This is a genomic window from Nocardia sp. NPDC047654, assembly GCF_043205035.1.
Classification (GTDB): domain Bacteria; phylum Actinomycetota; class Actinomycetes; order Mycobacteriales; family Mycobacteriaceae; genus Nocardia.
In genome coordinates this window covers 180,579-198,281 of the sequence record NZ_JBIDDF010000008.1, presented here as the reverse complement: position 1 = coordinate 198,281, position 17,703 = coordinate 180,579, and the positions used below count along the sequence as shown (strand labels likewise).

Sequence of the window (17,703 nt, the reverse complement as noted above, 5' to 3'; positions counted from 1 at the left end):
GAAAAGTGACGTGTGACATAGAGCGGCAGCACTGCCGCCGCACACGGCACGGAGGCGCGGGATGACACAGAGCGAACGGGAAGCCGACTGGATCGTCGGCATCGACGTCGGTGGCACGTTCACCGACATCATCGGGCTGAACCAGGCCACCGGCGAGGTCCGCGACGGCAAGGTGCTGTCCACCCCGGAACAGGAGGTCGGCGTCCTCGCGGCGCTGGCGGCGATCGACGTCGCCGTGCCCGAGGTCGCCGAGATCGTGCACGGGCACACGGTGGGGATCAACGCGCTGCTGAGCCGCACGGGCGCGCACACCGGCCTGATCGCCACCGGCGGCCACCGCGATCTGCTCGACATCGGGCGCATGCACCGCGAATTCGGTGACCGTTTCTACGATCCCACCTGGCTGCGCCCGCACCAGGAGCGCCCGATCGTGCGGCGCGAATCCCGCTTCGGTGTTCCGGGTCGGCTGCGCTACGACGGCACCGAACTGCTCGCGCTCGACGAGGACGCCGTGCGCCGCGCCGTCCGCGAACTCGGCGAACAGGGCGCCCGCTCGGTGGCTGTATGCCTGATGAACTCCTACATCAACACCGCGCACGAGCAGCGCGCCGCCGAGATCGTCGCCGAGGAACTGCCCGGCGCCTATATCCAGACCTCGGCGCTGTATCCGGTGACGCGCGAACACGAACGCACCACCACCGTGGCGCTGGACGCCTACGTGGGACCGGCCGTCGTCGGCTATCTCGAACGCTTGATGGCCCGGCTGTCCGAGCAGGACTACCGGGGCACCTTGTGGATCATGATGATGAACGGCGGCGTGGCGACCTTCGCGGACGCGGGCCGGGCACCGGTGTTCCAGCTCGTCTCCGGCCCGGTCGGCGGGGTGAGCGGCAGCGTCAAGCTCGCCGACGAGAGCGGCGTCCCGAACCTGCTCACCATCGATGTCGGCGGCACCAGCACCGATGTGGCCGCGATTCGTGGCGGCAAGACCCCGCTCACCGACACCTGGACCCTCGAGACCGGGTTGACCCTGACCATGCCGCTGGTCGACGTCGAGAGCATCGGTTCCGGCGCGGGTAGCCTGATCCGGCCCAGCGCCCTCGGCACTGTCGCCGTCGGCCCGGCCTCGGCCGGATCGAATCCGGGCCCGGTCTGCTACCAGCGCGGCGGCGTGGAACCGACCCTCACCGACGCGTGTGCCGCACTCGGCATCCTGCAGCCGGACCTGTTCGCCAACGGCGCGATCCGACTCGATGTCGACGGCGCCGTCGAGGCCTTGCGCACCACTGGCAAGCAGTGGGGCATGTCGGCGCTCGAACTCGCTTCGGCCGCTTACGAAATCGCCTGCCAGGACATCGCCGCGAAGGTGCGCAGCATCTCGGTGTACCGTGGCCTCAACGTCCGCGAGTTCGCCCTGCAACCGTCCGGCTCGGCGGGACCGATGCTCGCCGACCGGGTCGGTCGGATCCTCGGCCTGGACAAGGTGATCGTGCCGCGCAGCCCCGGCCAGTTCTCCGCACTGGGTCTGCTGCGCAGCGATCTGATGGTCACACGCGCGCAATCCATCATGACTCCGCTCGCGCCCGACCACGCCGAGGCTGTGGAGGCCGCGTTCACGGCCTTGCAGGACAGCATCCGGACCGATCTGCGGGACCAGGGCATCGACGTGTCGCGCCTGCGCTTCGAACGCGCCGTGTTCGCGATGTACCGCGGTCAGACCTGGGACAACCGGCTGCCGATCGAGGCGGGCGCGATCACCGCCGAGCGGGTCGGCGAACTGATCCCCCGATTCCATGAGTTCTACCAGGACTCCTATGGTTTCGCGGCACCGGAGATCCCCGTGGTCGTGTCGACCGTCGAAGTGACCGCGGTGATCCCGCGCGAACTCGGCGCCGCCGACCACACCCCCGAGCAGGGCGAGTCCTTCCTACGCACCACCCGGCTGACCGTGCCCGGCACCACCGAACCCGTCGAGGTACCGATCCACGTCCGCGAACGTCTCGCGCCGCACCACCCGGTGCAGGGCCCCGCCCTGATCGCCGAGAAATTCGCGACCACCCTGGTGCTGCCCGGCCGGGTGGCCCACGTGGACGACGACCTCAATCTCATCATCGAGCCGCAGGCCTGAGGAGCAACCATGACCACCATCGAAACCCCCGGCCCCGCCGTCGACGTCGAACTCGACATCCTGCGCTACGGCCTCATCGAAGTCGCCCGCGAAATGCTGGATTCCCTGATGCGCAGCGCCTTCTCCCCGGTCTGCCGCGACATCCTCGACTGCACCAGCGCCATCCACATGCGCACCGACGACGGCTGGGAGACCGTCGCACTGTGGGAGGGTTGCATGCAGCACGCCTTCACCGCACCGCACATCGCGAACTTCGTGATGGACGACTGGGACATCGACACGATGCAGCCCGGTGATGTCATCTTCGTCAACGACCCGTGGCGCGGCACCATCCACCAGTCCGACGTGAACCTGCTGCGTCCGGTGTTCGTGAACGGCCGCGTGGAGTTCCTACTGCACTCCACCTCGCACCTGGTCGACCTCGGCGGCGCGATCCCCGGCGGCTTCTCCAACGGCACCCAGACCCATTTCGAGGAACAGCTCAAACTGCCGCCGACACTGTTGTACGCCAACGACGTTCCGGTGCGGCCGACCTTCAACTTCATCCTCGAGAACAACCGGGTACCGCAGCTCGTGCTCGGAGACCTGCGCGCGCTGCACGGCTGCCTGGTCGTCGGCGAACGGCAGCTGCAGGAACTCGTCGCCCGCAGCGGCCTGGACAAGATCCGTGCGGCGGGACGCTATGCCATCGAATCCACCGAGGCGAGCATGCGCCGCGGCATCGCGAGCATCCCCGACGGCGACTACACGGCCGAGGACTTCCTCGACGAGGACGGCGTGAGCGATGAAGCGATCCCCGTGCACGTGACCGTGAAGGTCCGCGGGGATTCGATGGAAATCGACTTCTCCGGTTCCGGCCGTCAGCCGCTGGGCAACTGCGGTACCGCCTGGTGCGAGGCCACCCGCTGCATCGAGGCGGTCAAGCTGATGGTCGACCCCTCCACCCCGGTCAACAGCGGCACCTTGCGGCCGGTCGAAACCATCCTGCCGCCCGGCAGCGTGGTACAGGTACTGCCGCCGTCGAGCTGCTCCAACCACGCCGATATCGGCGCCCGCGGCATCAATGTGGTAACCCAGGCGCTGAGTCAGGCCACCGACGAAGCCTTCGCCTGCGACACCGGCACCGCGGTGGTCGTCAGCCTCGGCGGTATCGACACCCGCGCCGGGCACGAGGGCATGCCATGGGGTGCGTTCGCGCTCGCCGGTGGCGGCTGGGGCGGCACCTGGAAGGAAGACGGGGTCTCGTTCTGTGTGATCCCGATCGGCAACTGCCGCACCTCCGTCCAAGAACACCTCGAGATCGAGAGCCCGCTGGTCGTCGTCCAGCACGAGATGGTGATCGACACCGCCGGTGCGGGGCGGTATCGCGGCGGTGCCGGTTCGGTGTATTCGATCTACGCCGAGTCCGACACGATGGTCACCGTCACCGCCGACCGGATCCGCGTCGGCGCGCCCGGGTCCAACGGCGGCGGCGCGGGCGCTCCCGCATTCGGCTGGTACATCGAGAATTTCGATCTCGCCCGGCACGGCGATCCGCTCGATCTGCGCGGGATCGAGCCGTTGTTCGGCATGTTCGACGCCGACGGCAGGCCCGACCCCAACCACGGCGAATTCGGCCGGGGCGCGCGCTATCGGACGGGCAAGTTCTCCGGACTGATCCTGAAGGCCGGAGACGCCCTGCGGTTCGTCATCGGCGGTGGTGGCGGCTGGGGCGACCCACTCGAACGCGAAGCCGATCGGGTCGCCGCCGACGTGCGGGCCGGACTGGTGAGCCCCGAATTCGCCGCTGCCGGTTACGGAGTCGTGCTCGCTGACGGCGAGGTCGACGAAGCGGCCACTACCGCACAGCGTGCACACCTGGCGACCGAGCGTGCTGAGGGGCGCTGGCGGGTGCCGGTCGCCACTCCCCTCACCTGGACCCTCTGAAGACAAGGACCACTCCCATGTCAGTCGATCGACTCCTGTTCCCCCGCCCCGCAACCGACCGCGTGTATGTCGAACGCGTGCCCGTCGACGGTGCGTGCCCGGCCTGCGGTGCGGCCGAGCTGGCCCGCTATCCCGTCGCCAACTTCCTCGGTCCGCGCATGGTCGTGAAGTGCCAGCGGTGCTTCCACCACGTGTCGGTGACCCGGCCCGAACCCGAGGACCACTGGCCCGCGTGGCGCTCCCCCGCCCAGGACTGGCCGGCTTCCCGCGTCGGATAAGTCCGCACCCGCCACCATTCGTTCCGAAAGGACAGATCGCTCATGATGCTCGACGGGAAAGTCGTCCTCATCACCGGCGCCGCAGGCGGGATCGGTACGGCTACAGCGCTGCTCGCCGCCGAGGAAGGCGCGCGGCTCGCGCTGACCGATGTCTCCGAAGACCGCCTGGAAGCCACCGCCGAGCAGGTGCGCGCCGCGGGCGGTGAAGTTCTCGCACTGCCCGCGGACCTCACCGACGGTGCCGCGGTGACCGCGTTGATCGACGCGGTCGTCGCCGAATACGGCCGCCTCGACGGCGCGTTCAACAACGCCGGGGTCAGCGGCGGGCAGATCGGCCAAGGCGGCCGCCGCGTCGGCGAGTGGGACGAGGACGCCTTCGATCGCGCGATCGCGGTGAACCTCAAAGGCGTATGGCTCTGCCTGCGAGCAGAGTTGACGCAAATGGAAGCCCAGCGCGGCGGCGCTATCGTGAACACCGCGTCGCTGGCCGGGCTCACCGGCTTCAAGACCACCGCCGGATATTCGGCGGCCAAGCACGGCGTCATCGGGCTCACCAAGACCGCCGCCATCGAATACGCGCCGACCATCCGGATCAACGCGGTGTGCCCCGGCTACACCGACACCGACCTGATGAAGGACGCCAAGCGGCGCAGCGGCGACGCCATCATGGCGCGCATCCCCTCGGCCCGGCTCGCCCAGCCGCGCGAGATCGCGGAGATGGCGTGCTGGCTGCTGTCCGACCGTGCCGCCTACGCCACCGGCGGCGAATTCGTCGTCGACGGTGGCTATATGGCGGGATGACCGCCCTCTTCACGAATTAATCTCTACCCGAACAGGATTCAGGCATGACAACACTGATCGGCGCGGCCGCGAGTTACATAGACGGTCGCTGGAGCGGTGGTGACGGCGACGCCATCGCCACGATCAACCCCGCGACCGGACTCCAGGTGGCGCTCACCCCAGCCAGCGGCCCCGCCCAGGTGACCGCGGCCGTCTCCGCTGCCCGACGCGCCTTCGACGGTGGTGCGTGGAGCCGTCTCGGTCCGGTTGAGCGCGGCGCCCTGCTGCACCGCCTCGCCGAGCTGCTCGACGAGAACCGGGAAGAACTGGCCGGGCTCGCGGCCACCGAGATCGGCACCCCGATCAGCAGCGGACCCACCCTCCACGTCGACCTGCCCGCGAAGTTCTTCCGCTGGTTCGCCGACGCCGCCATCCGGGGCCCCCGCGACGGCTACGAACAGCCCATGCCGCTCGACCACGACCCGATCACCACCAGCAGCCTGCTGCTGCGCCAACCGGCGGGCGTGGTGGCCGCGATCGTCGCCTACAACGTGCCGATCATGATGAGCGCCTACAAACTCGGCGCCGCCCTCGCCGCAGGCTGTTCCACCGTACTGGTCACCTCGCCCAAAGCAGTGCTGCTCACCGCCGCCTTCGTCAGGCTGGTCGAGCAGGCCGGATTCCCCCCGGGCGCGGTCAATTTCGTGTTCGGACCACCGCCGGTCACCGAACAGGTCGTCACCGCCGCCGAAGTCGACATGGTCACCTTCACCGGCTCCCCCACCGTCGGCAGCACGATCCTCACCCTGGCCGCACCGACGTTGAAGAAGGTGGTCCTCGAACTCGGCGGCAAGTCACCCAACATCGTGCTGCCAGGCACCGACCTGGAACGCGCGGTCCCCGCCTCGGCGCTGCGGTTCACCCGCAACAGTGGCCAAGCTTGCGGAGCGACCACACGAACCCTGGTGCCACAGGCGGATTTCGACGAATACGTCGAGCGTTCGGGCGCGTTCCTGCGCGCCCTCACCGTCGGTGACCCGCTCGCACCCGACACCGTCATCGGCCCACTCATCACCGGCGAGCACCGCGCCAACGTCGAAGGATTCCTCGCCCGAGCACGTGACGCGGGCGCCGACATCCCCGTCGGTGGCGGCCGACCGGCAGGCCTCGACGACGGATTCTTCCTCGAGCCGACCCTGGTGACCGGTGTGCCGAACGAAGCCGAAATCGCCCAGGAAGAACTCTTCGCTCCCGTCGGCGTCGTCATGCCCTACACCGACCTCGACGACGCCGTCCGCATGGCCAACGACGTCAAATACGCCCTCAACGCCAACGTCTGGGGACCGACGCCCGCCGCCATCGAGTTCGCCCGGCGGCTGCGCTCGGGCACCGTCACCATCAACGGTGGCGGCGGCATGCGCCCCGACGCCCCTTGGGGCGGCCCCGGCCACAGCGGCATCGGCAGAGAAGGCGGCGAAGAAGGATTCCGCGAATTCTTCGAAGTCAAACACCTGCAGTGGCCGCTGTGAGCCTGTTACACGGCAAGGTCGCCGTCATCACCGGCGCGGCGAGCGGAATGGGCCTTGCCGGCGCGGAAACCTTCGTCGAACACGGGGCGAAGGTGGTACTGGCCGACATCCAGGACGAACGCGGAGCGGCCGCCGCCGCACACCTCGGCGATTCGGCACTGTTCGTGCGCACGGATGTCACCTCCGCGGAGCAGGTCGAGTCCGTCGTCAGCGTCGCGGTGGACACCTTCGGCCGACTCGATGTCATGTTCAGCAATGCCGGTGCCGCCGTGGATCTTTCGCCGATCGATGACCTCACTCCGGCAGGACTCGACCGCACGCTGGCGCTGAACCTGCAGGCCCACGTCGCCGCGCACAAGTACGCGGCCCGGCAGTTCCGTGCACAAGGCAGCCCGGGCTCGATCATCACCACCGCCAGTGTCGCCGCGTTGCAGGCCGGGTGGAACGGCGCCGCGTACTCGATGGCCAAGGCAGCCGTGCTCGCCCTGGTCCGTCAAACCGCCATGGAGAACCAGGGCACCGGCATCCGCTCGAACGCCATCCTGCCGGGCGCGGTCCTCACCTCGATCATCACCGACATGTTCGGGGTGAGCCGAGACCGCGAGGACGAGTTCCTGACCGGGATCGGCGACCGCATCGGTGGCGAGACGCTGATCGGGCGCGCGGGCCAAGCCCGCGATATCGCCAACGCCGCACTGTTCCTCGCCTGCGATCTGTCGGCGTGGATCACCGGCGTCGCGCTGCCGGTCGACGGCGGCGCGACCGCGGTCACCAAGGACGCCACGGTCTCGCTCATCACCGAGTTCGCCACGGAGTTCCACACCGGTTCGTGAGCAGGCCCATCCCCGGAATTCGCCGGTCCTGACAGGCCTCGCCCCACACTCTCGTCAGTGGGTGACCTGTCAGTGCTGTCGCTCGCGCCGCGTCATCAGGTGGGCGACCAGGAGGACGGTGAGCACCGCAGTGCAGCCGACGGCGCCGACTGCCAACGCGATGCCGATTCCGGTGCTGCTCGGATAGCCGCCGGGGGCGAGGTGGGCGGCGAGGACCGCGCCGGACATGGCGCTACCGAACGAGCCGCCGACAGTACGCAGAACTTGGTTGAAGCTCACGGCGCTGCCGAGCTCGCGGTCGGCCACACTGCGCGCGATCAGTGCCGGCATCGCCGCATAGGTCGTGCCGATGCCCGCGCCGAAGCCGAACATGCCGAGCAGAATTTCCCAGAGCTCGTCGTGGGCCAGCCACAGCAGCAGGCTGGACGCGGTGACCAGAGCAGCGCCGGGAATCAGCAAGGCGCGCATGGGGATACGGGCCGAGACCAACCGGACAACCCGGTTCGCCGCGAAACTGCCGACCGACAGCGGCAGCATGACGAATCCGGCCCAGAACAGTGGCATCGCGATGCCGTAGCCGGTAGTGGCGGGTGCCTGCGCGATCAGACTGGCGATCGACAGGCAGGCGTACATCGCGGCGCCCAAACCGATCGCGGTGCCGTTGGCGACCAGCGCGTCACCGGCACGCAGCACACGCAGATCGACCAGCGCGTGCTCGGTGCGCAGTTCCACCAGCGCCCACACCGTCAGGATCGCCGACGATACGACAAGCAGACCGATCGTCCACGGCGAACCCCACCCCCACCGCGAACCCTCACCGGCAACGAGCAGCAACGCCGCGAGACCCGCACCGAGCAGCAAGGCGCCGCGCAGGTCGAACGGCGTGCGTGGCGCCCGCTCGTCCGGGCCGTCCGGCACCACTGCCCAGACTACGAACACGGTCGTCAGCAGGAACAGCGCCGCCGCCCAGAAGGCGAAGCGATAGCTGAACACATCGGCGAAGATGCCGGTGAGCGGGTAGCCGAGCCCGAGCCCGGTGGTCACCGTGACCGACAGTGTCGAAATGCCGTTGCGCACTTCGTCGGCGGGCAGATAGCGGCGGGCGAGCGCGATGGTCACCGGCACGATCCCGTAACTGAGTCCTTGCAACGCACGCCCGAACAGGAACACCGCGAAATCGGTGGCCACGGCCGCCACGACCGACCCGATCAGGATGATCGTCAACGACCACAGCAGCAGCCGTTTCTTGTGCGGGCCGTCGCTGAGCCTGCCCATGACCGGGGTCGTCACCGCGCCGACCAGCAGGTTGACGGTGAGCATCCACTGCGCCGCGCTCACGTCGACATGCATGTCGCGCGAGATCGCCGGCACCAGCAACATGCCGAGCGAGCTGACCATGGCAGAGGTCAGTGCGGTGTAGACGAGGGCGGGGGTCAGCCGGCGCGCGGCGATCATTCGATCGGGCCCGCGGCGGCCAATTTCCGCAGCGCGGGCAGTGCCTGGCCGAGGGCGTCACGTTCCTCGTCGGTGAGTCGCTCGTCGATGGCGCGCGCCAGCCAGTTCAACCCCACCGCCCGCTCCTCGACGAGCCGGGCTCGGCCCGCGTCGGTGAGTTCGACCCACACGCGACGGCGGTCCTCGCTGTCGGGCGTGCGCACGACCAGCCCGAGGGCTTCGAGTTCGCGCACAGCGGTGGCGATGGCCTGGGGGCTGACGGTCTGGACGGTCGCCAGCGTGGTCGCGGTGGCTCGCCCGTGCGTAGACAGATAGCCGAGGACGCCCAGCTTGCCCGCCGAGATCGTCCGGCCGGCGAGCAGCCGCCGGGCGATCGGATGCAGGACTTCACCCAGCTCTCGGACGGTGGACGGTGCGGAAGTCATTAGCCAACCATACAACTAAATTAATCAACTTAGTTGTATAACTGCGGTGATGCTGCGCATAGCGCCGACACGCGAAAGGCCCCTCCGGCCGATGCCGGAGGGGCCTTGGGTGTCAGGTCAGCGGCGGGGAACCAGCGACAACGTTCGACCGTCGGCAACATACGTGCCGGTGTAGACCGCGACCGATTCATCCAGGTCGAGAACACCGTCGGAGCCGACTGTGAACCGCCTCAGGATCTCTTCGCCGCCGCGCAACGGGTCGGTACCCAGCGCCCACAGAACCTCACCGCTCGGTGACATCACCGACGATTCGGCGAAAGCGCCGGGCTTCTCCGGCGCGAAAGCGACATCGGGCAGCGGGGTGAGCACACCGTTCGGCTCCACCGCGAAGGAGCTGATGTGACCCGACCCCATGTTCGGCACATACAGGAAGCGACCATCGGGCGTGATGCTCGTGACGTGCGGCAGCATGCCGGTCGGGAACGGCGACCCCCCGACCTCGGTGAGCGTACCGTCCCCGGCCCGCGTGAAGCCGGACACCGAACCGCTGATCTCGTTGATGACATACACGTGCCTGCCGTCCGGGGTGACCCGCGGATAGATCGGATTCAGCCCGGTCGACACCCGCTGCTTGACCGGGGAAACCGACCCATCGGCATTGATGTCGAACACCAGCAGCTGACGGGGCAACAGGCTGGCCACGTACAACTGCTTGCCGTCCGGCGAGACGGTGCCCGAGGCGACACCGTCGAGCGACCCCCCGAAAGGCATGGGCGAACCGTTGAGGGTGGGAGTTCCGTCGGCGCCGATGCGCACCGGCACCACCTGCGCATTCTGCAGGCCGACGACGACGAAGGCATCGCGACTGTTCGGCGCGAAGATGATGTCCACCGGGACATCGGGCATCGCGAGCGGCGTCCCCGCGGTGAGTTCGCCGTCGGCGCCGATGGCGTAGGGGATCAGCTGGGGGTTCGTTCCCGGGGCGACGAACAGGAACCGGCCGTCCAGGGTGGGCGCCTGCGGCCAGTTCAGCGCGCCGGGCATCGGCTTGCCCTGGATCGGCGTCGGTTGGACTGTGTCGGAAGCGTTGTAGCCGGCGATCCCGTTGCCGAGGAAGCCGTGGGCGTAGATGTGGTAGCCGCCCGGGTCGGCCGCCGCGGGTTGTGCTGTCGCCGTGAAGCCGGGCAGAACGGTCGCCGCGAGGGCGAGCACCCAGCCCGCTCGCGCGCGCCGCGTCCCCGAACCACCTTTCGACATTGAATCAGAGGTCATGCCTGGGAGGTTATGGCCCGATCCGCAGGCGAAATGTCCAGAAAACTGCACACCGACCACCGGCACAAACAACGAAAGACCCCTCCGGCCAGAGCCGAAGGAGTCTCGCGTCGAACGGGCCGCTCAGCCCTGTGCGGGCATCAGGCCGAGCTGGGTCAGGAAGCTGACATTGTCCCAATAGACGCGGTGCTCGCCGACCTTGCCGTCGCGCAGGGTGAAGGTGTCGATGAGCGGGAACGTCACCGTGCGACCGGACGGTGGAACTTCACCGTCGGCGGTCGCCAGCGGCCCGGTCTGGACGCCGGTGAAGACGATCTCGGCGATCGCAGTGTCACCGTCGACCCAGGTGTTGCGACGCTCGATCTTCATCCCGGGGAACGCGGTGATGAAGGCGCCGATCATTCCGCGCAGCGCCTCGATCCCGGTCAGCGGGCCGGACGGGAACTGCGCCGCCACATCCTCGGTGAAGGGGCTCGCGGCCAGATCCAGATCGCCGCCTTCGAGGCCGGCGTAGTGCACGTTGACGAGGTCGAGCAGATCGCTCATTGGTTGACCTTTCGATGGGGTTCGCATCCGGATCTCCGGACACCAAAATAATATATTGTGCTTTCTAGGATTACACCAGAGCTGTTGTGCACCTGCAGAATTCACATCAGGTGCGGCCGCACGGCGGTAGTGCTCGCCCTGATGTATTCGAACAGGGAGACCAGTACCTCCTTGCACGACGCGCGATCACGCGCATCACACAGCATGATCGGCACATGGGTGGGCACCCCCAACGCGGCGCCGATCTCCCCGGGCCCATACCGATCCGCGCCGTCGAAGCAGTTCACCGCGACCACGAACGGAATCCGCCGAGACTCGAAATAATCCACCGCGGCGAAACTGTCGGCCAGCCGCCGAGTGTCGACCAGCACCACCGCGCCGAGCGCGCCACGCGACAGTTCCGGCCACAGGAACCAGAACCGGTCCTGCCCGGGCGTACCGAACAGGTACAGGATCACCCGCGGATTGATCGTGATCCGGCCGAAATCCAATGCCACCGTGGTGGTCCGCTTGCCTTCGATACCGCGCAGATCGTCCACGGAACTACTCAGTTCGGTGAGCTGTTCCTCGGTGCGCAGTGGGGTGATCTCGCTGATCGCACCGACCATTGTCGTCTTTCCGACCCCGAATCCCCCGGCCACCAGGATCTTCACCGCCAGTTCGGTGGACATGACCGCCGAACTGCGTCCGTCAGAGGTTGCGTATGCCATCCAATACCGCCTGCAGTAGTTCGGGGTCGGGGCCTGCCTCGGCCCCCGGTGGAGATCGGAAGATCACATAGCCGGCCGCGATGAGGTCGCTGACCAGCACCTTCACGGTGACCAGCAGCAATTTCAGGTGGGCGGCGATTTCGACGATCGACAACGGCTGATGGCGGCACAGCTGGAAGATCTGGGCGTACTCGCGGTCGAGCTTGCTCACGTCGGAGTCGTAGCCGACCGAGATCACCAGGGTCAGGATGTCCAGCTCCGGCAGATCCCTGCCCGCTCTACCGCGGGTCAGCGCGAACGGCCGAACCAGGGGCCCCGGGTCGTCGTCCTCGTACCCCCACACCTCATCCGGCCCCTCACTCACGGCACTCGCGTCGACATCGAGGTTCTCGGCGCCGCCGACAGATGCTCACGCACCTGGCCGACGATCACGTTCATCTCGTACGCGATCAGGCCCAGATCCGCGTCGGCGTCGGTCAGCAAGGCCAGACACGCGCCGTGCCCGGCCTCGGTGACCAGCAGATAACCGTGCTCGAGCTCGACAACGGTCTGATGCAGCGGGCCCTTGGCGAAACGCGTGCCCACACCACGAGCCAGGCTGTGCAGGGCCGACGACATGGCGGCCAGATGCTCGAGATCCTCCCGCTCGAAACCGTCGGACCCGGCCAGCGCCAGACCGTCCGCGGACAGCACCACGGCGTGTTCGGCGCCCGACGTCGTTGTCACCAGATTGGTGAGCAGCCAGTCGAGCGTGCCGACCGGTGCCTGACGAACCATTATGTCCTCGTTCATGTTCTGACCGTTCTACGGATGGGAATGGGGTGGTCGGACGCGGGCCCGGCGCGTGCCGTTCTGCAACGAACTCATCGCCGTGCGCACCGTCTCGGGTGCTCGGACGCGCGCAGTCGACCCAGGCGGCACCGTGTGCGAATCCGCGTCTCCCACATCGGTGCCGAGTTGGGGCGACAGGTGCGCGAACCGTTCACGGATGGGGAGGGCGGGCCTGCGGTCCACCTCGGCGACCGGGTGCCCGTTGAGCCTGGCCGGAGGCTCCGGGCTCGCCGCGTGGTACCCGTTGTGCCGGACAGGGTCGGCCCGGCCGACCCGGTCGGGTAAGGCCGGCGCCGGAACCTGGTCGGGCCGCCGCGCGCCGGGCAGCGCGGTGGCGGCGGGGACCCGGTGCACGGCGTCGCGGGTGCGCACGGGTTCGATCGCGCCCGTCGGGTTGTCGTCTCCGGCCTCGAGCACGGCCCACGGCACCAGCACGATCGCGCGCACACCGCCGTACGGCGATTCCTGCAAGGTCACCGAAATGCCATGGCGCGCTGACAGTCTGCTCACCACGAACAGCCCGAGATGGCGATGTCCCGCCAAGGCCATCTCGTGGAATTGCGGCGGCTCGGCCAGCATCGCGTTCAGGCGCTCCCGTTCCTCGAAGGAGATACCCAGTCCCTGGTCGTCTACCTCTATCACCACTCCCCTGCCCACCGAGTTGCCGTGCACCGCCACCGGCGCGTCCGGTGGAGAGAACGCCGTCGCGTTGTCGATCAGCTCGGCCAGCAGGTGGATGAGGTCGGCGACCGCCGCACCCAGCACGCTCAGCGCCGGCAACCGGATCGCGCTCACCCGTGCGTACCCCTCGGTCTCGGACACCGCGCTGCGCACGATCTCCTCCAGCGCCACCGGGTTTCGCCAGCGCCGTCCCGGTGCGCGACCGCCGAGGATGAGCAGGTTCTCGGAGTTGCGGCGCGCGCGAGTCGCCAGGTGGTCGAGCTGGAACAACAGCTCCAGGTCCTCCGGGTCGTCCTGGCGGGCCTCGGCGACATCGAGCACGTCGAGCTGCCTACGCACCAGGGCCTGACTGCGGAACGCGATGTCGAGGAACACCTTGTTGAAACCGTTGCGGGTGCTCGCCTCGCCCACCGCGGTCTCGATCGCGGTGCGCTGAGCGACGGCGAATGCCGCGGCCACCTGACCGATCTCGTCACGACCACTGTCGACCGGGGCCGTTTCGGCCTCCGCGTCGACCTGTTCGCCGTTGTGGATGCGGCGGATGAGGTCGGGGAGCCGGTCGTTGGCGAGCTCGAGGCTGGCCGAGCGCAGGGTGCGCAGGCGACGCAGCAGCCGGTTCGCCAACACCAGCGAGCCCGACACCGCGAGGATCGTGACGATGAGCATGATGGCAGAGACGATCAGCAGTTGGTTGATCAAGCGGTCGGCCGCCGCGCTCGTCGCGTCGACCGTCACCCGGAACTGATCGCGGATCACCGCGATCAGGCGGGTGTCGACCGCGCGTTCGGCGGCCAGCCATTGCTGCACCGGCATCGTCAGCTCGCCCCGCTCGGCCATCTCGTCCTCGCCGGCGGTGCCGACACGCCAGTCGGCGCCACCGGTCAGCGAGCGAACGCTGGTGCGCACGTCCGTCGACAAGCGGGTGTCGACGAGGTCGAATTGTTTACGGTAGACACCGATATGCTGCGCGAGAACGCGCCGCTCACGCGGCGACAGGCCGTTGTCCGCCGCTGTGCCCGCGGCCACGAGACTCACCACCCGCGAGTGGCTTTCGGCTGCGCGCAGCAGGTCGATCGCGGTCATCTCGGCGTCCATCGTCGTGGTGTCGGACGACTTCAACCGCGCGGAGTCCTGACCCGCACCGAGCATGGCGGCGATGAGGTCGCTGAAATATTGGTCGACGTCGCCCGTGCTCGCCTTCCTGCTGTCGACCGATTCCCGGATCACCTGCATCCGTCCGACAAGATCCGCGAGCGCCTGGATGGACTCGGCGCCGGTGTTCTGATCCATACCCTGTGCCGCCGATGCGATCCGGGCGGTCTCGGCGATCGCGCGATCGGTGTCGTCGCGGCTGGTGCGCAGTTCCGCGTCCGCGCCGGGTGAGTGATCCTGCGCGGTGACGCTGGCGAGTCGTTCCGACTGGATCGACGTCACGAACCGCAGCAGCGGGTCGATCACCGTGCCCCGGTAATCGGACCACTCCTTGACCGACTGCGCCCGGAGCCCGACCAGCGTGACCGCGACCGCCCCCGTCGCCAGCAGCACCAGGCTCGGGATCAGGGCGATCGCCAGCACGCGAGTCCGCACGCTGGTACCGAAACGGGCCCGCAACGGGCGACGTGAGCTGCCGGAACGGGTGTCCTCGACGCTCGGCTCTGCTTCGGCCGACGGCACAGCGGTTCTCCTCGGGGTGGACAGGCGTGGACGTCGCGGTGGGAAGGGCGGCACACCGCGATGGGTCATCGTGCGGGGGTCAGGTGGGCGGACGGGCCGTCGTGGAAGATCACGCCGGTGTCGACGGCGGGCAGACCCGACGGGGCGACGCTGCCGTCGGCGGCGACGTTGTAGGTGTGCACCCTGGCCGTGCCGTTCACGGTGAGGGAGTCGATGACCCAGAGCTCGTCCTCGTCGGGGCTGAGCACCACGCGGCCGGGGACCGTACCGCCCGGCGCGGGGTAGGGCGAACCGGGCAGCGGCGAGAGCGCCCCGCCGGCGCCGATACGGAAACCGTCGACCTGGCCGCCGCTCGAGGCGGGCACATACATACGCTTGCCGTCCGCGGTGATCGCCGAACCATGCGGGGTGTCACCGGTGGGGTACGGCGAGCCCGGCGCGTTCGACAGGCTTCCGTCCGGTGCGATCACGTAACCGGACAGGGTGGCGTTGCCTTCGTTGCTGATGTAGAGGTAGCGACCGTTCGGGGTGATGGCGGGCAACGCGGGGCGCTCGCCCGTCGCGAGGGTAGGTCCGACCTGGGTGAGCGAAGCGTCGGCATTGATCGCATAGCTGGTCACGGTGGCGCCGATGAACGTGCTCACGATCAAGTTTCGCCCGTCGGGAGTCACCTGCGGCAGGCTCAAACCGCTCATTCCGGGTACCGGGGTGGCGGGCGCGCCGGTCGGGACGAGAACGCCGGAGGCGGTGATGTCGAAGGAACGGACCTCGGTGGTCAGCGAGCCGACGGTCGCGAACAAACGGGAACCGTCCGGGGTGATCGTCACGCCGATCACGGGAGCGCCGAAATCCATTCGGCTGCCCGCGATCTCGTGCAGCGAACCGTCGGCGCCGAGGTCGTAACCGATGATCGAGCCCGAGACCACGTGCCCGGTGTAGACCCGGCGGCCGTCCGGGGTGATCTCGAGAGTCAGCGAGCCGGTGTCGCTGGCGAACGGCGCGCCGGGCACCTCGGTGAGCGCGCCGTTGTCATCGACGCGCAGGACGCTGATGTTCGAAGAACCGGTGCCGGTGACCAGCAGATAGCGTGGCGCGGCACCGGCGGGGGCCGAATGCGCGAGAGCCGGGGACAGCGACAGCGCGAGCGCGGCGGCCACGCCTGCGGCGACACGTCGCGGTGTGAATGCGTTCCTGAGCATCAGGATGCGATACCTCCGTGTATCGGGCAGGCCACGTTGCCCGCCCGGAATTATGCACAATATAGTGTGCAATCTCACTTCGGAAGGTGGATTTGAAATAGCGCAACGGCAGGCCCGCCCGGTTGTCACGGCACACAACGAAGGTTGCCAGATCATATACAAAATGTGATCGTTCCGTGTTGTCGCGCGGTCCGCCTCCTGCCGATCGCGGACTCCGAATCTCATCGAGGAGATCACCGATGACTTCCTTCTCCGTACCCTGCCGATCCCGCGCCCGAAGTCGACTACTCCGTTGCGCCGCAGTGGCTTTCATCGCCATGCTGCTCAGCGTCGTCGGCTGGAGCGCAGCACCCACCCCGGCTTCGGCCGCGAACGCCCGGTTCCTGGTGGTCGCGGGCACCGCGTCGATGGGCATCAGCGTCCTGCGCGTGGCCGAGGACGGGACATTGTCGAGCGTCCCGAACAGCCCGTTCCCGACCGGGTTCGGCGTCCTCTCGCTGGTACTCGCCCCGGACGGCCGCACCGTCTACGTTCCGCACGCCGGCGACTTCGGCGTCTCCGGGTACCGCCTGGACGACCACGGGACGCTGCATCCGGTCCCCGGCGCGGACATCACCGTCGGCGGCCCGCCGACCGCCGCCACCCTCAGCCCCGACGGCACCCAACTGTTCGTAGTGGTCGGTGGAGCGCCGGGCCACGTCGAGTCGTTCACGGTGACGCCCTCGGGCGCGCTCATCCCCACGGGAGCGCCGACGGTTCCGGTGGACGGGTTCAGCGCCGTCGGTATGGCGGCTGTCGACCCGAGCGGGCGGTTCCTCCGGGTGGTCACCTACCTCGGAAACACCATGTCCAATTACGCCATTACACCGGACGGCACGATGACTCCGCTCGGCGCCACCACGGTGAAACTCGGTCCGGTGGCGCCGGGGTTCAGCCGGGACGGGCGATACCTCTACGTGAGCAACGAGTTCGGCTTCGATCTGTCCGGGTTCGCGATCGGTGCGAACGGGCAACTGACGCCCACGCCCGGCTCGCCCTACCCGACCCACGGAGTTCCGCACGGCGCGGTGGTAACCGCCGACGGCACCCGCCTGTACGTCCCCGATGCCATGGGCCAGTCGATCGCCGGCTTCGACCTGCACGCGGACGGGGGGCTGGTCGAACTGCCCGGGTCACCGTACGCGGCGCCCGCGGCCACGCTGCCGGGTCAGGTCGCCCTGCATCCCGACGGCAAGACGCTGTACTTGATCGATGTCCTCACCGCCGAGGTGACGACACGGGTGCACAGCTACACGATCGGCGCCGACGGTAGCCTCGCGCCCTCCGGGCGACCGTCGGTCGACACCGGCGTGGTCATGTCCGACGGACCCGTCGTGGCCATCACCCCCTAGACGGCCGAAAGGGCCCGGTGCCGTGACCATCTCGGCACGGCACCG

At 68.4% G+C, this 17,703-nt stretch carries 16 protein-coding genes; 7 read left to right on the top strand and 9 right to left on the bottom strand.

Annotated features, from left to right (window positions below; translation table 11 throughout):
* Positions 1 to 61: 61 nt before the first annotated feature.
* From ACGF7Y_RS21970 to ACGF7Y_RS21945, 6 genes are read left to right on the top strand one after another with little or no spacing between them, the layout of a single operon-like run.
* Positions 62 to 2,128, top strand: a complete 2,067-nt coding sequence (locus ACGF7Y_RS21970; RefSeq protein ID WP_393236433.1) for a hydantoinase/oxoprolinase family protein — start codon at positions 62 to 64, stop codon at positions 2,126 to 2,128.
* Between the two features lie 9 nt (positions 2,129 to 2,137).
* Positions 2,138 to 4,054, top strand: a complete 1,917-nt coding sequence (locus tag ACGF7Y_RS21965) for a hydantoinase B/oxoprolinase family protein (RefSeq protein WP_393236432.1) — start codon at positions 2,138 to 2,140, stop codon at positions 4,052 to 4,054.
* A 17-nt stretch (positions 4,055 to 4,071) separates the two neighbouring features.
* On the top strand, positions 4,072 to 4,332 hold the full coding sequence (locus ACGF7Y_RS21960) for a hypothetical protein (protein WP_393236431.1): 261 nt from the start codon (positions 4,072 to 4,074) through the stop codon (positions 4,330 to 4,332).
* A gap of 42 nt (positions 4,333 to 4,374) precedes the next feature.
* Positions 4,375 to 5,133: an SDR family NAD(P)-dependent oxidoreductase gene (locus tag ACGF7Y_RS21955; protein WP_393236430.1), complete on the top strand. Its 759-nt coding sequence runs from the start codon at positions 4,375 to 4,377 to the stop codon at positions 5,131 to 5,133.
* Between the two features lie 44 nt (positions 5,134 to 5,177).
* The gene (locus ACGF7Y_RS21950) at positions 5,178 to 6,641 is read left to right on the top strand and encodes an aldehyde dehydrogenase family protein (RefSeq protein ID WP_393236429.1); all 1,464 of its coding nucleotides are present in this window, start codon (positions 5,178 to 5,180) and stop codon (positions 6,639 to 6,641) included.
* Complete coding sequence (locus ACGF7Y_RS21945) at positions 6,638 to 7,474, top strand: SDR family NAD(P)-dependent oxidoreductase (RefSeq protein ID WP_393236428.1); 837 nt, start codon at positions 6,638 to 6,640, stop codon at positions 7,472 to 7,474. The genes ACGF7Y_RS21950 and ACGF7Y_RS21945 overlap by 4 nt, the downstream gene beginning before the upstream one ends.
* Positions 7,475 to 7,543: 69 nt before the next feature.
* Here the strand turns inward: ACGF7Y_RS21945 and ACGF7Y_RS21940 are convergent, their stop codons facing one another.
* The 9 genes from ACGF7Y_RS21940 to ACGF7Y_RS21900 all read right to left on the bottom strand — a co-directional run bounded on the left by ACGF7Y_RS21940 (position 7,544) and on the right by ACGF7Y_RS21900 (position 16,267).
* Complete coding sequence (locus tag ACGF7Y_RS21940; RefSeq protein ID WP_393236427.1) at positions 7,544 to 8,929, bottom strand: MFS transporter; 1,386 nt, start codon at positions 8,927 to 8,929, stop codon at positions 7,544 to 7,546.
* Complete coding sequence (locus tag ACGF7Y_RS21935) at positions 8,926 to 9,354, bottom strand: MarR family winged helix-turn-helix transcriptional regulator (RefSeq protein ID WP_393236426.1); 429 nt, start codon at positions 9,352 to 9,354, stop codon at positions 8,926 to 8,928. Before ACGF7Y_RS21935 ends, ACGF7Y_RS21940 begins: the two co-directional genes overlap by 4 nt.
* 117 nt (positions 9,355 to 9,471) lie before the next feature.
* Positions 9,472 to 10,626, bottom strand: a complete 1,155-nt coding sequence (locus tag ACGF7Y_RS21930) for a lactonase family protein (RefSeq protein WP_393236425.1) — start codon at positions 10,624 to 10,626, stop codon at positions 9,472 to 9,474.
* 123 nt (positions 10,627 to 10,749) lie between these two features.
* The gene (locus tag ACGF7Y_RS21925; protein ID WP_393236424.1) at positions 10,750 to 11,172 is read right to left on the bottom strand and encodes an ester cyclase; all 423 of its coding nucleotides are present in this window, start codon (positions 11,170 to 11,172) and stop codon (positions 10,750 to 10,752) included.
* A gap of 101 nt (positions 11,173 to 11,273) precedes the next feature.
* Positions 11,274 to 11,882, bottom strand: a complete 609-nt coding sequence (locus ACGF7Y_RS21920; protein ID WP_393236423.1) for an ATP/GTP-binding protein — start codon at positions 11,880 to 11,882, stop codon at positions 11,274 to 11,276.
* Entirely contained in the window at positions 11,863 to 12,246 is a 384-nt protein-coding gene (locus tag ACGF7Y_RS21915) for a DUF742 domain-containing protein (RefSeq protein WP_393236422.1), read from the bottom strand. The genes ACGF7Y_RS21920 and ACGF7Y_RS21915 overlap by 20 nt, the downstream gene beginning before the upstream one ends.
* Positions 12,243 to 12,674 carry a roadblock/LC7 domain-containing protein gene (locus ACGF7Y_RS21910; RefSeq protein ID WP_393236421.1) on the bottom strand — a complete coding sequence of 144 codons (432 nt, stop codon included), beginning with the start codon at positions 12,672 to 12,674 and terminating at the stop codon, positions 12,243 to 12,245. Before ACGF7Y_RS21910 ends, ACGF7Y_RS21915 begins: the two co-directional genes overlap by 4 nt.
* Positions 12,675 to 12,686: 12 nt before the next feature.
* Positions 12,687 to 15,068 (bottom strand): nitrate- and nitrite sensing domain-containing protein, encoded by a 2,382-nt coding sequence (locus tag ACGF7Y_RS21905; protein ID WP_393236420.1) that lies wholly within the window; start codon positions 15,066 to 15,068, stop codon positions 12,687 to 12,689.
* Positions 15,069 to 15,133: 65 nt separating this feature from the next.
* Positions 15,134 to 16,267 carry a lactonase family protein gene (locus tag ACGF7Y_RS21900; protein ID WP_393236419.1) on the bottom strand — a complete coding sequence of 378 codons (1,134 nt, stop codon included), beginning with the start codon at positions 16,265 to 16,267 and terminating at the stop codon, positions 15,134 to 15,136.
* A gap of 302 nt (positions 16,268 to 16,569) precedes the next feature.
* On the opposite strand from ACGF7Y_RS21900, the gene ACGF7Y_RS21895 reads away from it, so the two are divergent.
* Positions 16,570 to 17,658 carry a beta-propeller fold lactonase family protein gene (locus tag ACGF7Y_RS21895; RefSeq protein WP_393236418.1) on the top strand — a complete coding sequence of 363 codons (1,089 nt, stop codon included), beginning with the start codon at positions 16,570 to 16,572 and terminating at the stop codon, positions 17,656 to 17,658.
* Positions 17,659 to 17,703: the final 45 nt, after the last annotated feature.